The sequence below is a fragment of the Pseudomonas sp. NPDC087626 genome, from assembly GCF_044743405.1.
In the GTDB taxonomy this organism is placed as follows: Bacteria; Pseudomonadota; Gammaproteobacteria; order Pseudomonadales; family Pseudomonadaceae; genus Aquipseudomonas.
Genome location: NZ_JBIUWJ010000010.1, coordinates 126,153 through 144,434, shown reverse-complemented (window position 1 = coordinate 144,434; position 18,282 = coordinate 126,153). Strand labels below are relative to the sequence as shown.

The following is an 18,282-nucleotide window of genomic DNA, read 5'->3' as shown; positions in this document are numbered from 1 at the left end:
GGTAAAAGGCCCGACGCGCACCGCAGGGCGCGCCAGGCAAAGGGTTAAACGGTGACGGTGACAGTGCAGGTGTCGGTCTTGGTGCCGTCTGCGACGCTGGCGGCCGTGATAGTCGCGCTGCCGGCGGCTAGGCCGGTGACCATGCCGGTTTCGCTGACACTGGCAATGGCCGGGGACGAGCTGGCCCAGATGACGCCCTGACTTGCTCCGGCCGGGGTGACCAGCGCCTCGAGGTCGGCGGTGTCGCCAACATCCAGCGCCAGGGTGTCTGGCGTGACGGCCACGGCAGCAATAACCACTGGCGAAGGCAAGCGGGTGATAGTCGGGGCCACGCGGCGGGCGGTGTAGTTCAGTTCCACCTGGATGATGTCGGTGGAGCCGCCATCCGGCCAGTCAGCGGTAACTTCCATCTCAGGGATCAGGATGTTGTAACCGCCATCGGCGTTGCCCACGGTGAACTCCAGGCTGATCGCGTCGCTGGACTTCTGCCGCTTCCAAAGCTCGTATGCCATCTTCGACCAGCTGATGGTGATCGCACCCGACGGGGTGAACGTGGTGGCAATGATGTTGCCTGGGTACGGATTGCCGTTGCCAATGCAGCGCTGGGTCTGCACGGCGTTGTCGAACTGAAGGTTGAAGCTGTCGACGCAGGCGTTGTCTTCGCCCACCTGAACGCCATTGATCTTCAGTCCGCTGATGTCCTTGAAGCTGAAGCGGCGCTGGCTGGTTTCGGGCTGGGCGTTGACGATGAACGATGTGTTGTCGCCCTTGTCATCCCAGGCGCGCGCGGCCATGGTCGTGGTGACCGTGACCTCGTTGTCGCCTGGGAAGTCGAAGTTCATGGTCGCGACTTGCACGCCGCGGGCGATTGCAGACACGCCGATGTCGGTCGCGTAGGAGGCGATCGAGAAGGTGATACGGTCGTCACCCATGGTGAGGACGTTTGCCGCCCAGGCCTTGCCGAAGCACGAGGCTAGGAACTCGTCCAGCGCGCCATAGCGCCACTTGGTTTCGATGTCGCCACCAACGTCCACAGTGGTCTGGGCGGTGCCCTGCGACATTCGAGTGAAGCCGATTTCGTTGTTCTCTTCCGAGTTGAAGGTCGGCATCAGGCCGTTACTGATTCGCGTCAGCACGTTCCAATCACCGACCGGCGTAACACCTGGGGTCACCTCTTTGATCCAGGCAAGCTGGACCTTGGCACCACTGGACATGGGGTGTTTCTCCTATCGATAGGCGTAAAAAAACCGCAATGTGGCGGTGGATGTTCAGGGCTCAGTAGGCCCGGTATGGGATCGACACGTTGACCTGGTACCACCCGCGCCCGTCGTCACCCACCACGTTGGCCGAGACGGCGAAGCAGTCGAATGGCCCGGTCGGGTCGCTGTAGAACTGGAAGTGCTCGACGAGGGTGTCAGCGGCCTTGGTGATGACCAGCGTGCCTTTGTAGGTAGGGACGAACAGCTGAATGATGATCAGCCCGGTGCGACGAACGCATGCGCCGACTCCCACTTCTGGGGCGCTGGCCAGTCCCGGCACGTCAGCCAGCCTGGCCCAGATGGGCTTACCGGCTGGGTCGAACGGCTGAGGACTGTTTGGGTAATCCACACTGGTAGCCGGGATACCGGCCCACTGCGTCATTCGCCCGGTGACGATATTTCGGATCTGTTCGAAGGTCATGAGCTGTAGGCCTGTGAGACACCGGCAAAGGCGACACCGTAGATGCCCGCAGGCGCCTGGGCTGAGTGGCCGTTTTCGAGCGGGACGCTGTAAATCAGGTTGTTCTGCACGAACACCTGGGTGAATGGCTCCAGGCCGGTCATTGCAGAAAGCCCGCGACTGATGGTGTCCGATCCGCTCGGGTCAATGTTTGCCGTGCTGGTGTAGACCGGCGCGCCGACGCTGACGATGTTGTTTCCCCGGAAGCGCCCGGTATCAACAGGCGACCGCAAGACAATCTCGTTCAGCATGGCCATTGCGATGACGCGCACGCGCTTCGACAAATCCTGCTCGACCACTTCAGCGAACAAGCTCGGCGGCGTGCTCCACCCTCTGCTCTTGGCCATGTCACTTCCTCATCTGGATCTCGTAATGAGCAACCGCCGGATCCACGCCCGGGTTAACGATGGTGTAAACCGCAGGATCGCCCGTCAGTAGGTCGATGCTCGTGACCTTGTGGCCGATGGCAGGCCTGTCCGTGGTTTCGTTCGCGAGGCAGATCAGCAGCACGTCGCCGACCCTGATGTTCACGTTGTCGATGCGCCGGCTGTCGTAGTTGTCCAGCACTCCGCGACCGGTGTAGGTCACTGGCTGGGCGGTTGTCTCCTCGGTCACCGGGTCGTAAACGCCGGGGCCCAGGTACTCGCCAGTGAACGCCTGTACAGCGTCGGCCAGGTCAGTGTCGAAGGCCTCGGCCAGATCAGCCTGGATCTCATCGCGAATGCCCATGGGTCACCTGTACACGCTGAAAGCGAATGGGTTGCTGCGCCACGGCGACAGCAGGGCCAGCGCGAACTGCACGTCGCCGGGCTGAGCAATGATCTTGCTGCTGTCCAGGGAGGCGAAGGTCTTGCTGGTGGTGACTGACCCGGCTTTTACCGTCTTGGCTTCGAGCGAGCCTTCCGTCTTCTGCTGGTACAGCTTGCCCTCGGAGGCGACCTTGGCCAGCTCAGCGCCGGCCTGCTTCACCTCGTCCGGAACGGCGTCCATGTCGACGCCGACCAGGTTCAGCGAAGTCAGATAGGCGTTGGCCTGCATGACCGAGCGCGCCTTCTTGTCCTCGGTGGTCCAGTCTGAGCCGAGGATGGCGTCTACGTCCGCCACGGTGATGTAGGTAGCCATCAGGCCTCCGCTTGAATGAGTGGGGCCGGAGCCCCGGGTGTTACGGCTTGGCGTCAGGCTTGGATTTGGTGGCCTTCTCGACGCGCTCGGCTTCGGCCTTCTTCAACGCTTCGACCTCTACCTGCAGGGCGTTACGCTCCTGGGCGATCTGATCGCGACTGCCTGCCAGTTCAGTCATGCCGGCGTGGATCTTGGTCAGTGCGTCGAACAGGCGGATCGGTAGCTCGCCAGCGCCTGGATGCTCGAGCGGGCTCACGCCTTCGAGGGATTCGATCAGGCCGCGCAGGCCGTCACGCTCTGCATTCAGGTTGTCGATAGCCTCTTTCAGCTCGGCCTCGACTTGCGAGAGCGAAACATCAATCACCAGCTCAGCCGGTGCCGGCAGCTCCTTGAGAGTCACCTTTGGTGGCTTCTCGCACTCGTCGCCTCGACTCTCGGTCACATTGGCGTCGATGATGCGCAGACCGGCCTCTTTGGCCAGCTCCTTCACGTCCTCCAGGTACTGGTGGAACGGTCCGGGCAGATACCAGATTTTGTTGCTCATGATCAGTCCTCTCCGAGCCGGGCGCATGGCCCGGCCGGTAATCAGGGGTTACTTGGAGGCGTCACCGATCAGAGCTACGCCGGCGGTGTGCTTGATGCTGGTGGCGGTCTTGTCCCAGTTGGTACCGGTCGCCAGCTCGGCGTCGGTCGGAGACTTGCCGCCGGCGGTGGCGTCCCAGGTGTAGCCCTTCAGACCCAGACCGAAGGTGTAGTCGGTCTGGAGCGTGGTTTCGATACGCTCCTTACCGTTGGTGGTCTGGACGTTGCTGATGATGTCGCGGCCGTCGTGGACCAGGGCAGCGCCCTGCACCAGGGACAGGATGATTTCCTTGTTTGGGGTGCCGGCCTGCATCAGCGCCGGGGCATCCGTCACAACAGAGATCTTGCCGAGGATGTCCACCACGCGGACGTTGCCAGCCTGGAACAGTTGCTGCTGGTTCGCCAGATTCTGGCCGACCAACTTGTGGTAGCTGGTGCCCTGCATCACCTGAGTGACCAGGTTCTGGCTCGCATCGCCGAACTTCGCGTGAGCGTTGTTCAGGCCAGCGTAGGTGATGCCAGCGGTAGCCGACACATCGTTGACAGCGGCCGCCTGAGCGGTGATTGCAGCAACCAGGGCGGCGATGGCGGTGTTCAGCTGGTCCTTCAGCAGGATCTCGGCGAACGCACGGCTTGCCACCTCGATGCCTTGCGCGGTTGGGCGCTCCAGCCAGGTCATCTGCGACGGCTCGTAGCGGATCGGACCGAAACCGCCGGCGACTTTCACCGAGGTGTTTTTCAGTTCGGTCAGGTCGGTGGCTGCCACAGCGGCGTTTGCGCTGTAGCGGTCCACACGGCGCTGGGCAGCCGCCAAGGTCTGGAAGAACGACTCCTGGAGGAAGTCGCCGGTGAAGCCGTCCGGAGACAGCACAATTGCGCCGCGGCTGGCAGCGTTGAAAGCGGCCAGATACTGGTCCAGCGTCTCAAGAGTCGCCGGCATGATGTATTCGTTGAAAACCTGCATTTGCGACAGGGACATGAGTTAATTCCTTACGATTGAGGGAGATCTGGGAACCGGCTGGCAATTGCCGCCGTGCGTTCCGTCTTGGTGCCGCCAATGTTTCCTTTCGCGGCCCCGCCGCCCTTCCCAGCACCGCCGGCCCCGCCGCCAGATGCCTTGCTGCCTGCGATCAGTGGACCGAACGCAGGGTCGTTCATGAATTCAGCTTTCAACTCGTCCAGCGTGGTCGCGGAGAGCTTGCCGGCCTGATCCAGCACCACAACGGTGGGTTTACCGTCGCGTTGCTCGACGCTCAGGCGGCGTTCGATATGGGGAAGCAATGCCTTGGCGCTGCCGGGGATGGCCAGCGTGGTTGCGATGTCAGTGGCGGTACGGCCGACGGTCAGATCCCGGATCTGCCCACCCAGGCTGCCACGCTCCTGCTCCAGCAAACCGTTCAGCTCAGCTTCACGGCGGTTGTACTTCTCCGACCAGGACTTCTCGAGCTCTTCGACGTTGCCGGACTTCCGGGCCAGCTCTTCGCGCTCTAGACGCGCAGCCTCTTCGGCTTCACGCGCCTTCTTTTCCGCCAGCTTTTTCTCGCCGAGCAGCTCTTCAACCTTCGACTTCAGGCCGGAAACATCTTCAGGCTGTGGGAGGCCTTCGATACCTAGAACGAATTTTCCGTCCTTCTCGACGTACAGGGCCTGAATGGATTCGTCGACGCCATCGAGGCTGTCCAGTTGGAATTTCAAGGTCATTGCTGTCTCCCAGAGACTTGGTGCAGGCCCTGCCTGCGGGCATAAAAAAACCCCGCGAATGCGAGGCTTGAGTAAATGAACGATCTTGGCGACTAACTAGCTAGCGCTGAGCGCGAGCGATAACACTGCAATCGCTTCTGGACTGAATTTTTCTCTGTATGAAGTAAGGCCGGTTTTCACTAAAAACCTTAATCGCCGCGCCCTATTCCCCACCAAGGGCTTGAAGTCGGAAGCGATACTTATTAACGATTGAACGTCGAGAGTGGCTTCGAATATTTCACCGCGAGACAAGTGCTTTCTAGTGTCGTATGTAGTTGTGTAGCGGGCGACTGGATAAAAGGTAGCTTTGTCATTAGCCACACCTATTCCAATGGCCAAGATCGTTGTTGGCAGCCGCCCTGTACAAACAACCCTAAAAGTCACTTTTGCAGTCATCGTGGATGCGCCATCTGCAACCTGATGTACCTCAGAGATGAGCGTTAATTTTTCTTTATCATCGTGGCGCGAGTAGTAAAGAGACAGCCATACGGCGCCAGCAGTGAACACAGCACCTGCCCAGGTTCCCCACATCGCCCAGGCATTAGAATCTCCCCAGATGAATACGAAACGAACCGTTGAGTCCGGATTCAGCGTTATCCCTGCTGCAAGACCAGCCGAAGCTGCCGCACCCAGACATAACGCGATACCTAAAAGCCAATAAACATAACGCACTGCGACACCTCTTCCCTGAAAACGCGCACTCTATATGCTTAACCCCGCTCGCTCAAACGCCAGCGGGGTTAAGTCTCGCAGCTGCTGAAGGGTAAGTGTTTTGCCGTCGTCATCGATAAACTTGTCCAAGGTGAGCTCGCCTTTACTGAACAGCGCGTACCGATTCGGGCCAAGGATGTCGCGCTGGAAGGCTGCCGGCTGACGTGCCAGCCACTCCTGATAACTCGTCTTGCTCGACACCAGCGCCACACCATCTGGCCCGATTGAGGGCCGGGTAGAACCTGGAATCTCCCGCGCAAACTCGTCCTTCAGAACCGGTACGATTGTCGTGCGGCACCCCCAGTGATACGGCGGTCGCGGGCCATCCAGTGGGATGATCGTCTGATCGATGCTCATGCAGAACAGCGTGGTCTTGGAGTCGAGCGTGGCAATCCGGCGCATCCCTTTGAGAATGTCGTCGTTTGCCTTGAGCACCTCGACCCTGGCCGTGCTGGCGATGTGGTTGGTCATCGTGCGGACCAGCGAGGCGGCCTGGTCCTGCTGCAGTTGGTGAATGCCGGTCAGTCGCCGGCTGATCTGCTGGCTGGTTTCGCCCAGACTTGAACCAATCTGAATCTCTCCGATGATCTCGGCTGCTTTCTTGGTCCCGAACTGGTCCAGCGCACCACTGATGCTGATGCGCTGTATCCCCTTGCGCGCCTCCAACTGCAGCGGATCGATCAGGGCGGCAGCCGAAACCATCTCAGCCGACGGAACACTAAGCTGAACCACTGCCCTTACAACCTTGCCCAGCATGGTGGCGTTGAACTCAGCCTCGTAGGCCGCGAAATCCCCCAGATCGAGCTGAGCGCGCCCTTTGAGGTCGTCGTAGATGCCGCGCAAATCGCCCTGAAGCGTTTCTATCTGCGAGGTGTACCGTCGAGTCCCGTAGGCGCTAAGACCTGCGGATACGCGCTCCTTGGCTGTCCTAATCGCCTTGCTTAGGAACACCGCTACACGCTTGAGGTTTCCGCCGGCGTAGCGCTGGACGTAAATCTGGTGTCGGGTAGCCGCGTCTTCGAGGAAGCCTTCATTGCTCATCGCTTCCGCCTACTGGGGGCTGGTTGGCCAGCTCCTCGTCGATCTTGTCATCAGTCCGGTCGGCTTCAAGCACTCCACCCTGGCGCAAGTTGGTCCGCACATCGGACTTCGCAATGAAGCCCTGCTGCCAGAGCTGCACCTGGGCCATGATGTCCTGCGCGGTCATGGTCTCGTCGAAGAACGCTTGGTTGAGCCAGAACACCGTGCCTTTCTCATCCGGCTCGCCAATCATGAAGCGCTCGGCGTCCAGGATGGCCCGCTTGATTGCCTCGGAGACGTTGCCGGCGATGGTGCCCAACACGCTGTTGTCGGAGCTGTACCGGATGCGCACCGCCTCTGCTGTCTCGGCGCCACTGCCCTGCTGGACGATGCGGGCGCCGATCATCAGCATCTGCTCTTCCTTGTCCTTCATCAGCGCGCGGGAGAGTTGCGTCTCTTGGGCCTGGACCAGAGTTGCGGTACCGGATTTGCCGAGGTTGTAGCCCCGGGTAGAACCGATGTGCATGCCGTTTGGGTTCAGCTTGATGAAGCTATCCGAATCAATGTCAGTGGTGATGAAAAGCGTCGGCTGGCTACTGATAAAGCCGCTCTCCTCCACCGTGGCGCTGTTGCCGTAGTGAAGGATGTTCACGTCAGCCAGGTCTTCAAGCGGCGACTTGTCCACGCTGGCGTCGTTGTTCTGGGCGCCGAAGAAGCTGAACGGGATGTGGTCGAATGCCGATCCCGCCTGGTCAGTGGGTGTCGTTTCAGTTGGATCGGCCGCACCCTCCTTGTAGACCCGCTGTACGTACTTCCCTTCAATCAACAGCAATACGCGATTTTGCTTGAAAGTCTTTCGGGTCAACAGCGCTGGGTTGAACTCGGTAACGCTCTCCTGCAGGTTCACGTAGACCAGCTTCTTCACTCCGTCGATCACCTGCTCATCCCAATCGATGATTGCGAGGGCGTCATAGAAGTGAATCAGCGCGCGCTTGGTGGCCAGATCAGCCATCGAAGACACGCCGCTTTCGGTTTTGACCGTCGGAAAGTCCACGAGGAACCCGCCGCGCCCAGTGTCCAGGCACTCACCCACCGCCTCTTTCGACAGCTGCTCAAGACTGGCGCCGTCGCCGCTGGCGTTCTCCTTGAGGTAGTCGACACCGGTCGGCAGGGTCAGCTCAGCAGTCTTGCGGAACACAGCGCCCATCAAGCCGGTGCGAGTACGACCGGTGACGTTGAGAAACATCGCCCGCTTCTTGTACTGCTTGTACCGCGCCTGGTTCTCCGGCGATTTGTTCTCCGGGTCTGGCTGCGGCAGGTAGATATCGTGCTTGCGCACCTCTCGAGCACCAGCGACGCAACGCTTCACCAGCTGCCAGCCAGGCAGGGCTTCTGCGTACTCTGCCCGGATGTCGCTGTAATTCGCCATGGAACGCCTCAGAAGCTGAATGTGACGGGAAGATGGGTAACCGGTTTAACGATTGGGTAGTCGTGGTGGATGAAGTAACCGCCAGCATCGTTCGCGTGGTCGTTGCCTGACTTCTTGTCCGGCTCCCCATTGGCTGACCACACCTGCTGCTCCAAGCCGTCGGCATAGGTTGGGCAGGTGAACGGGTTCACCTGGTAGCGCCGCTCACCCTGCGCATTGCAGAACATGGCGTTCATGGCGTTGATCCGATCCTTCACTGGCGGGTTTGCATCGGGCGCAATTACCGAAAAGCCCGCCTGCCTGAGGATTGCGATGTCGGTTTCACTAGCGTTTACCGACTTCCGCGAACCGCCCGAAGCATCCGGGTAAATTCGGATCTCGCAGGTCTTCTCGAAAATGTTGCCGTTGTGGCGCCAGTAGCGTTCCTTGATGCGGCGAATCATGTCCGGCGTGTCGTAGCCATCGACCAGCTCATCAACCGCCCGGGGCAGCCCCTGGTCGCGCTTGACGTGGGTGATGGCGGCCATCTTGCCGACGTTGAAGTCCATCCCGATGAATAGGGGCTCGCCTGGCTGCACCGTGTCGAAGCACTGGTTTAGCTTGCGGTCGTAGGCCGTGTAGATGGTGCCGGACGTCAGGTTGACGAACTGCCCCTTGAGGTATGCCAGGATCAACTGCGGCGGATACGACTCCATCAACGATTCGATGTAGTCGTCCGGCAGGTTTAGCTCGTTGTCGAACGTGCTGGCCTGCACCAAGCCGTACATCTCGTTCAGCTTTGGCTTATCGCGAAGCTGTTTCACGAACTGCTGGAAGACGAACTTGAAGCCTTCCGGCGTGGTGGTGACGTCGACGCCGTTCTTCAGCCCCGGCATGTTGTAACGCATCCGGGCAATGATTTTCCGCCAGGCCTGCTGCGCCTTGATAGCGGTCAGCACGTCCAGCTCATCCACCAAGGCGTGGCCGATCTTGAAGCCGACAATGGTCTGCGGCTTCTCCATCGACCGGCAGATCACAGTGCCGCGGTACTGCCGGCCGCTGTAGATGTGAACCTCATGGTTCGCCTGGTTGATCTTTGTCTTGAGACCCCAGTCATAGGCCACCTCATCCATAGTTGGATAGAAGATGTCACGGATCTGCGGGTAAGTCGGTGCGAAGTAGCCAGCGTTGACGCCGGGCCACTCCATGAAGTGCTTGCTCAGTGCCGAGCATCCAACCCAGGTCTTGCCAGAGCCAAACCCAGCAACAAAAGCGCGAAACTTGTGAGGCAACAAGAGGAATTGCGATTGCGGAACGTTAAGGCTCGGCATTCGGCTTCCTCGCATCCACTACGTCGACCTGAATGCGGGTCGGGATCACCGGCTCATCACCTGCCTCTTCCTTGCGGTGGCGATTCACGTACACGTCGCCTACCTCTTTGGCTGCCTGTTCCAGGAGCTGGGCAGTCAACGCCATGTTCTTCATGTTCTCGGCCTTCTCGGCCATCCGACCCAAGGCGCGCAGTCGGTACGCTCTGTTAGCGATCGGGATCTCTGCTGTCTCTTCGCGGAACCGCTTCCTGGTATCGTGGAACAGAGTCACCCACTTCACCGCCAGTCCCTTCCCCGCGGACTTGGTTGGGTCGTGCGTCTCCACCTGCTGGCGGCTCACCACAACTCCGTACTCGTTCTTGACGGCTTCCACCACCTGGGATGGAGTGTCAAAGCACGCAAGCGCCTGAACGATGAAGCTCTTCACCTCATTTTTCAGGGCTGCCATAAATTCTCATCCGTCTAGAGCCTGTCAAGAATCAGGCCGATCTCAGCAGACAGGTTCCGCAGGCCCTCGCAATGTTCAATTTCCCCACCTCGGCAGGATTGTTTGCAGCATCCACCAACGCTTGAACGTCAGGGCTCGCACCATAGCGGCGAACCACACCGACGAACTCTTCGACGTCGTGACCTTGCAGCTTGATCTTCGGGACACCGTCCTGGGTGAATGCTGGCTGACCGTACTTATCGGTCGCATGAGCCAGGTGATACAGCTCGTGCTCGATCAGGGCGCAGAACTCAAGGTCACTGCACTGGGCGCAGTAGTCGGCAGCCAGGGTGATAATGAAAGCCGGCACTTCGCCGAACCAATCAAGCATCTGCTGCTCCATCCGGGCTTTCTGCCAACCACCCGCACGGAATGCCACCTGTTCGGCCTGGCCCAAGACTGTGCGGCCCTGCTTTTCGAAGCTCGACGACGCCCACATGATCCGGATGTCTGCATCCAATAAGTGAGCATGGTCTTCGTTGTGAATGCTGCCGGCGTCGGATAGGATTTCTTCAGTGATCCACGCCCACACATCGTCTGCGGGAAACACACTCAAGCGCGTGAGCATTGCCATTTCACCCGGCGGCATAGGCCTAGCCATTCAAGTTCCTCATTACCCAGGAGAAAGCGCATGGAAAGCATTGATCGATTCAACGCAGTCGTAGGCAAAATCTTTGCGGAGCTCTACGAAAACTTTCCCGTTCCAACGGACCTCAGCGTTGAAATGCTTCTGGATGAGCTTTTGCCTGCTGAGCCTGGCAGCGAAATCCACCGCGACCTCGCCGATTCACGATGTGAATTTTTTTCCTCAACGGTGAGTTGGCTTGTCCATGCTGGTTACCTGTACACAACAGTCCGCAATCAGTCGCTTGACGATGACGTATTCATGCAGGCATGCCTTACAGCTAAAGCGATTGAATGCCTGAAAGGCCTTCCGCCGAGTCTAGGAGGGAAAACTCTTGGTAAAGGCCTTTCCGAGGCGGTCAAGAGTTCAGCAAGCGACTCACTCCGAAATCTTGCCTCTGAAGCCCTAACAAAGGGGACTTCCTTCGCATTTAACGCTGCGGCCTCGATGTTTACTCCTTAATCAAGACCGTGCGAATCGTGCCGCCGGTGCTGGTATCGCGCTTTGCGGCAATCTCGACTGCTTTGGAAGCGCTAGCGCCCATATCCATCGCTGCGAACGCAAACGCCGTACCGCTGCCGATGGCATACGGGCGATCAAGCGCAACAGGCGACATCCAAATTCCTGTGTTGTCATCCACCGCTACAAGTGACAGTGTGCCGTTATTCAGAACCAGGGCAACCACATCAATGTTGCCTTCAGGCTTGGCTCCAAAGTAAACGTCGATAAGCTTTTGGTGGTCCGATACCGTGCCAGAGCAGAAGAATTTGACGCCCTTGTATTCCGTGCATTTCTCGTAGTCGTCGTAGGTGATGACGTCACCACGAGTTACTTGAGAGTCATAGGCGATCACGCCGTCTTTGTAGGCAATGGTGGTCATGCTCTCTCCAATGTCGAGACACAATTTGCTGATTCGCGAAACGTGTCGCGAGCTATGACTTCGATTCGAACACATGGCCACGCCGGGCCCAGGCATACGCCGCCACCCCTGCATGTAGCAGTGCGCCAAAGGGGTTTACCCATTGCCCCTGCATGGCCGTCACGAAGGCGCCAAACGCCCCGATGGCTACCAGGTAGAAGGCAATACTCAGCAGCGGCTGATCGATGGGACGAATCCGGCGTAGGTAGTCGCATGCAGCCAAGGCCACAAGGACGCACAGAAGCGCGTCGAGCACTCCCAGCGTCGATACAAGGATGCTGCTCATGTCAGACACCTCGCGCTGTTACGAACGCCCCCAGCGCAGCCTTGATGCCGGGGATGATGTTCATTGCAGTCAGGCCCAGCACGAAGGCCACGCCACACAGCAGGTCATCACTCACCGCAAGGTCAAGCTTGGGAGCCAGCCATACCGTCACGGGCTGCGTGAGGTACACCGAAAAGAGAAAGCCTGTGGCTACGGCGGTCGCCGCCTGACCACGGGTCAAGTCCTTCAGGAAGCCCAGCGAAAGAATCGAGCCGACGAAAGCAGCCATGACCACACCGTACTTCACCAGAACTACGCTGGCGGCAGTGCTCGCTGGTTCTGCCATTGGAGTCTCCGCAAATAAAAATGGCCTGCGTAGGCCTGGGCATTGCCCGAAAACAGAAAGGCCCCTGCGTATGCAGAGGCCCTGAATAGGTGCGCTCGTCTTTCCGAGCTGTCCGCCAAAGACATTCACAACGCCGACGCCCCATTGCATCGGTCTCGCTGATCCAGTCTCGCGCCACCCTGACAGCATGGTGAGGTAAGGGTGCACGGGCTGCCGGTGTTGTTTCCGTACGTCGCACTATCCGGCTATCGACGTCCAGGCCTTCCCGAAGGCTGCCCTGGCAACAGGTGAAACTGGCTGGCGAGATTGGGATCGAACCAATGACCGATCGGTTAACAGCCGATTGCACTACCGCTGTGCTACTCGCCAATGTGGTGCCGCCACGAGGATTCGAACCCCGGGCCATTCGCTTACAAGGCGACTGCTCTACCACTGGAGCTATGACGGCAAATTTCAGGCAATAAAAAACCCGACGCAGTGGCCGGGTTTCTTTTGGTCAGTCCTACACACGCAGGAATGACAGGATGGGGAAATAATCGGACATGCGGACATCAATTGCAAGCCCTTTTGAGGGACTCTTTCTAAGCAGCCTCCTCGGTCAGCACCCCTGAATGCTCAAGTAAGTGCTGAGCCTCAATCAGCGCCTCATTCACCAGCCTCTCCAGAGCAGCCTTGATCGATTGATTCCAGCGGCGATAGGTACGCTCTGTGAGCCCCTGGTTGTCCCAGGTGTTCATGTCGTAGTTGGAGTCAGCGAGGACAATCATGTCGCTTGAACGGATCTCAGCCCTTTGCTGTGATGCTTGGTTCGCCCGCTCTACCGACATCTGTGCCGCGTCGTTGCGCCAACCCCACTTTTCCTCGTCCTCCCGACGATCTGGTGCATCGAGCCTTACTGCCTCACGCCGAACACCTTTGATCTGCGGAACCGCCCACACGGTCACCGCCTTCTGTGTGAACAGTTGCGGCGCCGGGCTGCGCAATACCGCGATCAATCGGCCAATCGATTCGACCTTGCGCCCCTTGTGAGTGCTGTACTTCGCTGTCAGTGCGTTCCAGTGCCGCGGTGATAGCTGGGCATGCAGCACCTTGTGCACCATGCAGTCGATCAGCAGAGCCGCCTCCTTGCCGACGATCTCCCCTTTCTGCTTGGCGCACTGTACCTTCGGCTCAAAGTCGCACCCGCCAGCGGAGTTGATGGTCTCGGATGCCAGAGCGCGGACCACTGCTGAAATTACGTTTCGGTAGATCATGCTGCAGCCCTCTTCAGTTCTCTGGTCATTGCCCGGTATTTGGCCTTGATGGTCTTCAACTCTTCGACGGTGTAGCGCTGGGCCTCATGAGGGCCCTCCAACCAATCCAGCCTTTCGGCGCCGATGCGCTGCACCAGGCGAATTCGGTACTCCACGGCGTTACCGGACAGGTTGCGGTTACATCGAACGCACTGGCGGTGCACATTGAGCGGCTCGAAGCGCAGCTCCGGGCACGAACCCACAGATCGGTAGTGGCCGGCGTCCCAGCGGCTGCCGGTGATCAAGCCGTCATCAGTGGAAACCGAGTCACAGCTGATGCATGGGTGAACGGCATCGCGCAGGCGGATGAACTCGTTGAACACCACCTGCGTCTCGCGCATGTGATCCGCCCTGCTCTTCAGCTTCTCCTTGCGGACCTTGATCTCTTTGCGCTCGATCTGGGCCAGCGACTTGCGCGCCTTCTCCTGGTTCACGTCCTTGATGGCAAGACCGCAGGTGTAGTTGCAGACCGCCTGCCCCAGCCGCTGCGGGACAAATGAGGCCCGGCACGCTGGGTTCTTGCATGTCTTCGAGCGCGGTTGCTTGGCGATCATGCCGCCACCTCGCTCAAAAGATCGGCAAAGTGCACGCCCTTCGGTCCGAACTCGTCGACGATCCGGTCGGTGTACATGCAGCCCTGGGCACGATTGAACAAGCGGGTCACGGGGAAGCCGTCCGGCCCGAACATCGCGCATGGCCCCATCAGGCGCAGCTTTACCTCGTAGTCCAGGTGCACGAATGATTCCGCCCAGCCCTGACGGAACTCAGGATCTTCGCCGCGCATGAGCGGCACGCCGATGTGGAGCTTGCAGTACCGGCGCACGTCTTCCACGTCGCCCATCTCAGTGGATTTTGCAATGCGGTCGTACATCGCAAACCACAGAGCGTTCTGGTCGAGCGTGCGGTCCTTGCCTGGACGCAGGGAGACCACGACGAACTTCTTGTCGCGGAACATGGAGGTCAGGCAGGTGATGGCTTCGGATAGCTTGGCCTGGCAGTTAACCGATATCTTGTCGGTCATGGCGTCACCTCTCCCAGCGCAGCCACGGCAGCATCAAGGCTCGGCTGATCTACGCCGTCCAACCGCCAGGTAGCCGTGACGGTCTTCAACTTTCGGTCAAACCGCTTGAACAGGGTTAGGCGTGGGTGCTGGACGCATTCGTACCCATAGGCGAAAAACGCTTTGCCGCCGTTGTAGTGCGCCACCTCACGGATAGTCAGTGCGCCGATGTCGATGGTCATGACTGCTCTCCCTTACCCATGGCGGCGTCGATCGTGCTGTCCACGTTCTCCTTGCTGAACTTCACACCGGTAAACCAAATCGGCGTGCTCAGGTAAAACTGATGTATGGACTCGCTGCTATCGCGAAGCCACTGGTACCGCTCGGCACCCTTGCGATACGCTTCAATGGTCGTGTATTGCCTGTCGGCTTCGCGAGTCAGCGAATCAACTTCTGCTTTCAGGCGATCGCTCTCGGCCTTGAGCTGGTCGCGCTCGTCCATATGCTTCATCAGTTGACCGGCGCTTATCGTGACTTCGTTATTCGCGTCACCCTGCCAAGAAACAAGCTTATGAAGCCGCTCGTTCTCGGTTTTGAGCTGGTCGCGCTCGGATTGGATGTCAACGCAATGCGCCTTCCAGTAGCCGCCCGCATCATTCCAGCCGTTGCAATACTGGGTCGCGCTAGCGCCAGGATTTCCGGAAAAATCGTAAGGTAGATGCTGCGGAACTACTCGTCCCCAAGCATCCAGTGCGTTCGGAATGACTGCATCCTTGGAGTAATCGAGCGAGACGCTTCTAGACCTTACTTGCTCAATCTTTGCTGCCAGCCGCTCGTTCTCGGCGATCAGGGCCAGGACGCCTTCACGCGCCGCAACCATGAATTTCGCAAAGTCGGCATGGCACGCCTCGACGTAGGTCGGCCCGTCGTAGTTCTCCCCTTCAAGACGAAAGGGCTTGCCGTAGACGGAGTAAAAACCAGTCGATCCGCCACCCAGCGATTCGCCTGATGGGCCATTGAAGAACGGCTCGGTGTTGCTGTCCCAATCAAGATCGGCCGGGAATGCCTCAGCCAGCCGCTTCAGTTCGGTGTTGTCGGTCATGTCAGAACCCCTCCTTGCCGCGCTGCGATTCCCACTCAAACGGAATGACGATTACCCCGCCCTCCCGAAGCCTGTCTGCGCAACGCTCACCGATAGCGCTGGCCAAAGCCTTTGCGTCGAGGTTGGAAACGATGACGGTGGGTCGGAGCTCTTCGTAGCGACCGTTGATGATGGCGAACAAGGTGGTCAGCTCAAAGTCGCTGGGCTTCTCCTTGCTCACACCGATCTCGTCGAGGATCAGCAGCGAGGGGCTGATAAGGCTCGCTAGGATCTGGCTTTCGCTCTTGTCGCCGGAGTGGTCGTAGGTCGCACGGATGGCCTGCAGGACAGAGCCGATCGTGCGGTACACAGCGGTGTCGCTCGACTTGGCCATGATCTCGTTGGCAATCGCCACGGACAGATGCGTCTTGCCGGTACCCGGCTTGCCCAGCAGTAACAGGCAACGGCCAGCAGCAGCGATTTGCTTGAACTCGGCGGCGTATCGAACGCAGGTCTTGAGCGCCTTCTGCTGCTCGGCGGTGTCAGCGATGTATCCGGCGAAGGTCTTCCCCGCGAAACGCTTGGGGATAAGCGCGGCGCCAAGCTTCTCAGCCATCCGCATGCGCAGGGCCAGGGCTTCCTGGGCTTCGGCGCGGGCGGCTTCTTCCTCGCGGCGGATTCGGCTGCACTCTGGGCACCCGGTCTTGAACTCACGACCGAAGATCAGGTTCACCTGCTGCGGGAACTGACCGTGGTCATCGCACACACCTGTGGTCTGCTGCGGCGCCGGGGTCGCGGCGGGCATCGTAACGATCTTGTCAGAACGCATAGGTGCCATCCTCCCGCTGGGTCAGGCCCGCGGTGTAGTCGCGATCAGCGAAACCGTTGTGACGGGATTGCGGGAACTGGTGCACGTTGCTGGCAGACTTCACCTCGTCCTCCCAGCGCTGGCCGTTCAGCCAGGTTGCTGGGTGCGGGATGAACTGGCCGCCGTCCTTGGTCCACTCGGTGCACACCACCTGCCTGGCCAAGCCTTCAGCGATCACTGCGAACAAGCCGTCAGTGGCCTTGAGTTTCTTCCAAGCTTTCTCCGCTGCCGCCTTGCCCTTCTTGTTCGGGTACAGCTTCCAGAACTTCGGGAACAGGTCATCGCTCGGCGAAGTCGGCAATGCCGGAGGCGTTGACGGGTTGAGGGGATCAGCAGTCAGGGATCCGGAATCAGGAATCAGAGAATCAGCCGGAGCGCTTCCGAGAATGGCAGAAGTAGTTCCGCCAAAATCGGTAGTGATACAACCCTCTGATGCAGAAGGGATAACCGACTCCGGTTCATTACGATGCGGGTTCTGATGTTTGTCGAAGTTCTCGACCTGGATGAAGCGCTTCCCGCTGACGGTATAGCGAGTGATGAATCCTTCAGATGCGAGCCAGGTCAGCAACCCTTCGGTATCGATGCCATCACGATAGGGAAACAGTTCACCCTTGATACGCAGAGGGCGATCCTCAAGGCGCCCTGCTTTGTCAGCGAGCAGCCAGAGCCCTTCGAACAACAGCGTCAGCATTGGATCGGCTACGCCCAGGACTTCGTTCTTGAAGAGGGCCGGTTTTATGTTTCTTGCGCGGGCCATTACGCGGCCTCCTCATGAGAATCCTGCTTCAGAGAGACAGAAAGGCGGACAAGGTCATCAACCGTGTAGGCACCGCCAGTCATCGCGGAAAGCTTTGCAGCTCGACCATCCGCGACCCAGCAATTGGGCATGCTGCCGTTGTTGGCGAGTTGAGAGATGTATTGGCGCGGTAATCCAAGCTCTTCAGAAACGGCCTTGCGGCCTCCTGCGCTGTGAATCACGTAATACAGGGCTGTTCTTCTTTCGGTTCGCTCGAAAGCCAGAGTTCGGCCAAGGGTTGAGTTGTGAAGAATTGTGCTGATATAGACGTTGCCTACCTCGTAAGCGCCTTCATCGCCGACGCGACACATGCAATAGGCTTCTGCCCCGCGTCCGCGCTCGCCCCACTTCCCCGACTCGACCCATACCTGCCACCACTCCCAAAATTTCAGTTTCCATTCAACCTTCCGAATCAAGGCGTTCTGGTATTGGTTGTGGAAGGCCTGGTATGGAGATTTTGAACCCTGGCTACGGTTGCCCCTCACAGAAAGGAATTGCTCGCGCGTGCATCCGTAGCGATCCATATGATCTTTCTCTCTGGCGGCCTTCCGTTCAGCCGACCTTTGAGCAGCATTCAAGTGATGGCCGCCCTCGTATTTGCTTACCCCGCGCGCCGCAAGAATTTGGCTGATACGCTGTCTTGTCAGCGAGTATTGCGCTGCAATTTCAGCCAGTGTTTTGCCTTGTTTGAAAAGTGAAACGATGGTGGTATGCTTTTCTCTGTCGTAAGACATAGATTTACTCCGCATGCGTTTTAAGAGAGCCGGGTCACTACCCCGGCTTTTTTTCGTCTCGGGTTTGGCAGAGGCCCTCTCACCTACCCTGAAGAGTCCCTGCAAGAGGCCCTTTTTGGGGTCACCACTAGCTGGAGGACTTTTGCCTTCCTCCGCCCTACTGCCGAAGTTGCTCCATCGGATACCGCCTCTTCCACGATCTGGTTAAGGCTTTCTCCAAGGGTCAGTCCGTTGGC

The 18,282-nt window shown here is 59.0% G+C and carries 26 protein-coding genes and 2 tRNA genes; 1 reads left to right on the top strand and 27 read right to left on the bottom strand.

Annotation, left to right across the window (positions count from 1 at the left end; translation table 11 throughout):
* Positions 1-44 precede the first annotated feature (44 nt).
* The 14 genes from ACIOVD_RS11130 to ACIOVD_RS11065 all read right to left on the bottom strand — a co-directional run bounded on the left by ACIOVD_RS11130 (position 45) and on the right by ACIOVD_RS11065 (position 10,721).
* A complete protein-coding gene (locus tag ACIOVD_RS11130) occupies positions 45-1,214 on the bottom strand; it encodes a phage tail tube protein (RefSeq protein ID WP_401127656.1) in 1,170 nt (389 codons plus the stop codon).
* 61 nt (positions 1,215-1,275) lie between these two features.
* Positions 1,276-1,680, bottom strand: coding sequence for a phage tail terminator-like protein (locus ACIOVD_RS11125; RefSeq protein WP_401127654.1), 405 nt, complete (start codon positions 1,678-1,680; stop codon positions 1,276-1,278).
* Positions 1,677-2,066: an HK97 gp10 family phage protein gene (locus ACIOVD_RS11120; RefSeq protein WP_401127652.1), complete on the bottom strand. Its 390-nt coding sequence runs from the start codon at positions 2,064-2,066 to the stop codon at positions 1,677-1,679. Before ACIOVD_RS11120 ends, ACIOVD_RS11125 begins: the two co-directional genes overlap by 4 nt.
* 1 nt (position 2,067) lies before the next feature.
* Positions 2,068-2,448 carry a glutamate 5-kinase gene (locus tag ACIOVD_RS11115; RefSeq protein ID WP_401127651.1) on the bottom strand — a complete coding sequence of 127 codons (381 nt, stop codon included), beginning with the start codon at positions 2,446-2,448 and terminating at the stop codon, positions 2,068-2,070.
* Positions 2,449-2,451: 3 nt separating this feature from the next.
* The gene (locus ACIOVD_RS11110) at positions 2,452-2,841 is read right to left on the bottom strand and encodes a protein singed (RefSeq protein ID WP_401127649.1); all 390 of its coding nucleotides are present in this window, start codon (positions 2,839-2,841) and stop codon (positions 2,452-2,454) included.
* Between the two features lie 40 nt (positions 2,842-2,881).
* On the bottom strand, positions 2,882-3,385 hold the full coding sequence (locus ACIOVD_RS11105; protein ID WP_401127647.1) for a hypothetical protein: 504 nt from the start codon (positions 3,383-3,385) through the stop codon (positions 2,882-2,884).
* Between the two features lie 48 nt (positions 3,386-3,433).
* Positions 3,434-4,402, bottom strand: coding sequence for a major capsid protein (locus ACIOVD_RS11100; protein ID WP_401127645.1), 969 nt, complete (start codon positions 4,400-4,402; stop codon positions 3,434-3,436).
* Positions 4,403-4,413: 11 nt separating this feature from the next.
* On the bottom strand, positions 4,414-5,124 hold the full coding sequence (locus ACIOVD_RS11095; protein WP_401127643.1) for a hypothetical protein: 711 nt from the start codon (positions 5,122-5,124) through the stop codon (positions 4,414-4,416).
* A 96-nt stretch (positions 5,125-5,220) separates the two neighbouring features.
* The gene (locus ACIOVD_RS11090) at positions 5,221-5,835 is read right to left on the bottom strand and encodes a hypothetical protein (RefSeq protein ID WP_401127642.1); all 615 of its coding nucleotides are present in this window, start codon (positions 5,833-5,835) and stop codon (positions 5,221-5,223) included.
* A 30-nt stretch (positions 5,836-5,865) separates the two neighbouring features.
* Positions 5,866-6,915, bottom strand: a complete 1,050-nt coding sequence (locus ACIOVD_RS11085) for a phage head morphogenesis protein (RefSeq protein WP_401127640.1) — start codon at positions 6,913-6,915, stop codon at positions 5,866-5,868.
* Positions 6,905-8,323, bottom strand: coding sequence for a DUF4055 domain-containing protein (locus tag ACIOVD_RS11080; RefSeq protein ID WP_401127638.1), 1,419 nt, complete (start codon positions 8,321-8,323; stop codon positions 6,905-6,907). Before ACIOVD_RS11080 ends, ACIOVD_RS11085 begins: the two co-directional genes overlap by 11 nt.
* Positions 8,324-8,331: 8 nt before the next feature.
* On the bottom strand, positions 8,332-9,633 hold the full coding sequence (locus ACIOVD_RS11075) for a terminase large subunit domain-containing protein (RefSeq protein ID WP_401127636.1): 1,302 nt from the start codon (positions 9,631-9,633) through the stop codon (positions 8,332-8,334).
* Positions 9,620-10,081, bottom strand: a complete 462-nt coding sequence (locus ACIOVD_RS11070) for a DUF2280 domain-containing protein (protein ID WP_401127634.1) — start codon at positions 10,079-10,081, stop codon at positions 9,620-9,622. The genes ACIOVD_RS11075 and ACIOVD_RS11070 overlap by 14 nt, the downstream gene beginning before the upstream one ends.
* Before the next feature lie 31 nt (positions 10,082-10,112).
* Complete coding sequence (locus ACIOVD_RS11065; RefSeq protein ID WP_401127632.1) at positions 10,113-10,721, bottom strand: putative metallopeptidase; 609 nt, start codon at positions 10,719-10,721, stop codon at positions 10,113-10,115.
* A gap of 30 nt (positions 10,722-10,751) precedes the next feature.
* Here ACIOVD_RS11065 and ACIOVD_RS11060 point away from each other — a divergent pair, with 30 nt between their 5' ends.
* A complete protein-coding gene (locus ACIOVD_RS11060; RefSeq protein WP_401127631.1) occupies positions 10,752-11,207 on the top strand; it encodes a hypothetical protein in 456 nt (151 codons plus the stop codon).
* Here the strand turns inward: ACIOVD_RS11060 and ACIOVD_RS11055 are convergent.
* From ACIOVD_RS11055 to ACIOVD_RS10995, 13 genes are all read right to left on the bottom strand, one after another.
* Positions 11,197-11,625 carry a proteasome subunit beta gene (locus ACIOVD_RS11055; RefSeq protein ID WP_401127629.1) on the bottom strand — a complete coding sequence of 143 codons (429 nt, stop codon included), beginning with the start codon at positions 11,623-11,625 and terminating at the stop codon, positions 11,197-11,199. The two genes, ACIOVD_RS11060 and ACIOVD_RS11055, sit on opposite strands and share 11 nt — an antisense overlap.
* 52 nt (positions 11,626-11,677) lie before the next feature.
* Entirely contained in the window at positions 11,678-11,950 is a 273-nt protein-coding gene (locus ACIOVD_RS11050; RefSeq protein ID WP_401127627.1) for a hypothetical protein, read from the bottom strand.
* A 1-nt stretch (position 11,951) separates the two neighbouring features.
* Entirely contained in the window at positions 11,952-12,275 is a 324-nt protein-coding gene (locus ACIOVD_RS11045; RefSeq protein ID WP_401127625.1) for a peptidase M48, Ste24p, read from the bottom strand.
* Positions 12,276-12,569: 294 nt separating this feature from the next.
* Positions 12,570-12,644 (bottom strand) — tRNA-Asn (locus ACIOVD_RS11040).
* A gap of 3 nt (positions 12,645-12,647) precedes the next feature.
* Positions 12,648-12,723, bottom strand: a tRNA-Thr gene (locus ACIOVD_RS11035).
* Between the two features lie 133 nt (positions 12,724-12,856).
* Complete coding sequence (locus ACIOVD_RS11030) at positions 12,857-13,528, bottom strand: hypothetical protein (protein WP_401127623.1); 672 nt, start codon at positions 13,526-13,528, stop codon at positions 12,857-12,859.
* Positions 13,525-14,121, bottom strand: a complete 597-nt coding sequence (locus ACIOVD_RS11025; protein WP_401127621.1) for a recombination protein NinG — start codon at positions 14,119-14,121, stop codon at positions 13,525-13,527. Before ACIOVD_RS11025 ends, ACIOVD_RS11030 begins: the two co-directional genes overlap by 4 nt.
* Positions 14,118-14,588 (bottom strand): hypothetical protein, encoded by a 471-nt coding sequence (locus ACIOVD_RS11020; protein WP_401127619.1) that lies wholly within the window; start codon positions 14,586-14,588, stop codon positions 14,118-14,120. Before ACIOVD_RS11020 ends, ACIOVD_RS11025 begins: the two co-directional genes overlap by 4 nt.
* A complete protein-coding gene (locus ACIOVD_RS11015) occupies positions 14,585-14,809 on the bottom strand; it encodes a hypothetical protein (protein WP_401127617.1) in 225 nt (74 codons plus the stop codon). The genes ACIOVD_RS11020 and ACIOVD_RS11015 overlap by 4 nt, the downstream gene beginning before the upstream one ends.
* Entirely contained in the window at positions 14,806-15,669 is an 864-nt protein-coding gene (locus tag ACIOVD_RS11010) for a hypothetical protein (RefSeq protein WP_401127615.1), read from the bottom strand. The genes ACIOVD_RS11015 and ACIOVD_RS11010 overlap by 4 nt, the downstream gene beginning before the upstream one ends.
* A 1-nt stretch (position 15,670) precedes the next feature.
* Positions 15,671-16,477: an ATP-binding protein gene (locus ACIOVD_RS11005; protein ID WP_401127613.1), complete on the bottom strand. Its 807-nt coding sequence runs from the start codon at positions 16,475-16,477 to the stop codon at positions 15,671-15,673.
* Positions 16,467-17,273 (bottom strand): phage replication protein, encoded by an 807-nt coding sequence (locus tag ACIOVD_RS11000; RefSeq protein ID WP_401127611.1) that lies wholly within the window; start codon positions 17,271-17,273, stop codon positions 16,467-16,469. Before ACIOVD_RS11000 ends, ACIOVD_RS11005 begins: the two co-directional genes overlap by 11 nt.
* The gene (locus ACIOVD_RS10995; RefSeq protein ID WP_401127609.1) at positions 17,273-18,046 is read right to left on the bottom strand and encodes a hypothetical protein; all 774 of its coding nucleotides are present in this window, start codon (positions 18,044-18,046) and stop codon (positions 17,273-17,275) included. The genes ACIOVD_RS11000 and ACIOVD_RS10995 overlap by 1 nt, the downstream gene beginning before the upstream one ends.
* Between the last annotated feature and the right edge of the window lie 236 nt (positions 18,047-18,282).